The sequence below is a fragment of the Shewanella sp. SG44-6 genome (genome assembly GCF_014164185.1).
In the GTDB taxonomy this organism is placed as follows: Bacteria; Pseudomonadota; Gammaproteobacteria; order Enterobacterales; family Shewanellaceae; genus Shewanella; species Shewanella vesiculosa.
Window position 1 is genome coordinate 1 of the sequence record NZ_JACJER010000271.1, and the last position, 1,566, is coordinate 1,566.

General features: G+C 33.5%; 2 protein-coding genes and 1 pseudogene. 1 reads left to right on the plus strand and 2 read right to left on the minus strand.

Going from position 1 to position 1,566, the window contains the following annotated elements; genetic code table 11:
* Positions 1 to 559 (plus strand): SH3 domain-containing protein (locus H5185_RS22070; protein ID WP_182743298.1); only part of this gene is annotated, 559 nt, incomplete at its 5' end.
* A gap of 31 nt (positions 560 to 590) precedes the next feature.
* Here the strand turns inward: H5185_RS22070 and H5185_RS23175 are convergent.
* Positions 591 to 857 (minus strand): annotated as a pseudogene (locus H5185_RS23175) (IS4 family transposase); the annotation flags it as partial.
* Between the two features lie 10 nt (positions 858 to 867).
* The coding region (locus tag H5185_RS23515; RefSeq protein WP_182743300.1) for an HNH endonuclease signature motif containing protein at positions 868 to 1,566 on the minus strand (699 nt) is incomplete at its 5' end.

Sequence of the window (1,566 nt, forward strand, 5' to 3'; positions counted from 1 at the left end):
GTTGCAACGAAAGCGTAGAAGGCAGTTTTCATTATTTAAAGCAAATGAATTTCAAGAGTTGTATGAGAAAGCTAGTAAGGAAAATTCTTTATTTGATGCTGAATCGGAAGACTCATTTTCATCAATTATTCAAAATCCTGATCTTATAGATAAGCTTTCGCCAGAAAAACTTGATTTATTTTGGTGGTTTCTGAATACCTTATTCTTTCCATTTCTCATATCTTGTATTGCAACAACCTTCATGGAAAATAGAGAATTAATAGCGTCTTATTTTGTAAATGTGTATGAAACTGAAGAGATTAAAGATATAGCCAGTAAGGTTATTTTAGATATTAAAGTGGGTGATTGGGCTATCGTTACAGCAAAAAATCTTAACTTTCGAGAAGGACCTACTTTAACAGCTCCAATCATTCGACAACTTGAAATAGGAGAAACTATTGAAGTTATTGATGATATGGGGAATGACTGGTTGTATGTGAGATCTATGAAAGATGACGTATTATATTCTGGTTGGGTTTTCAGGCGTTATGTTGTATTTATTAAAGTGGCTAGAATTTAGTGGGTGCAGAGTCTGAGGGAAATCCACCAATTTAATAAGATGCTTGCGGTTTCCAAACTAAATTCTGCAGCATCTTAATAGCTGACTGCCAATGTGATTTTAGCTATTTCAAGCTCCAATATTTGTAAGCTCTTAAGCCAATAAATTGGTTTGGGAGCATGTTAAAATGCTTTATTGAGTTAACTTGATATTGCCTGTGCTTATCAGCTAATTTTACTGCCAAACCAAGCAGGTAAAGTATAAATTGTGATAAGCAAGCTATGAGCAGGAGTATGTCTAAATTGATTTTAGTGTTACTTAGAAATAGCTTAAGAATTAAATTCTAAATATTCTTTATACTTTTGATCTAAGTTGCATGAAAGCTGTTCGCAAATATCTCCGCTCAACTTTTTCCCATCATACTGAGTATACATAATATCGTCTTTACAAACTTTAGATGATATATTAATTAATCCGTTAGCATCAAAACCGATTAATTTATCATCATACAACTTGTGAATATCTTTTCTTAATAATAAACCATTTTCATAGCTGTAATTAACTCGAATAGAATGAGGTATGACGTGACAAGCATCTAATATTGAAGCAGTTGTTGCTCCGGTAACCATACATTTTTTTCTACTTAATAGTAGGAGGCTTTTGAATTTTGACTGTCCCTGCCTAGACTGTTGCTGAACCCAGCGCTTTTTATCTTCTGAAAGATTATTTATTTCTTTATTATGTTCACAATAAACAGATAACACTGTCAACATATTATCAATAGCTTTGGCAATTGACTTATCACTCGCCCCCCTAGATGTTGAATAAACCCTTTCGGCAATCCTTATTTTCATTTGAGAATTACGACTTGCCAAGCTATACGCTGAATCGTTAAGTAGTTGGTTATAAGTATCGGCCAATGAGATAGCATTCTCAGATAATGCTGCCAATGCATCTTTTTTACTGCTTAGTTCTTTCTCAAGAGTTCTTTCTCCTTGGGTTAGAGTAATAGTCAAAAAGGGGTTAGA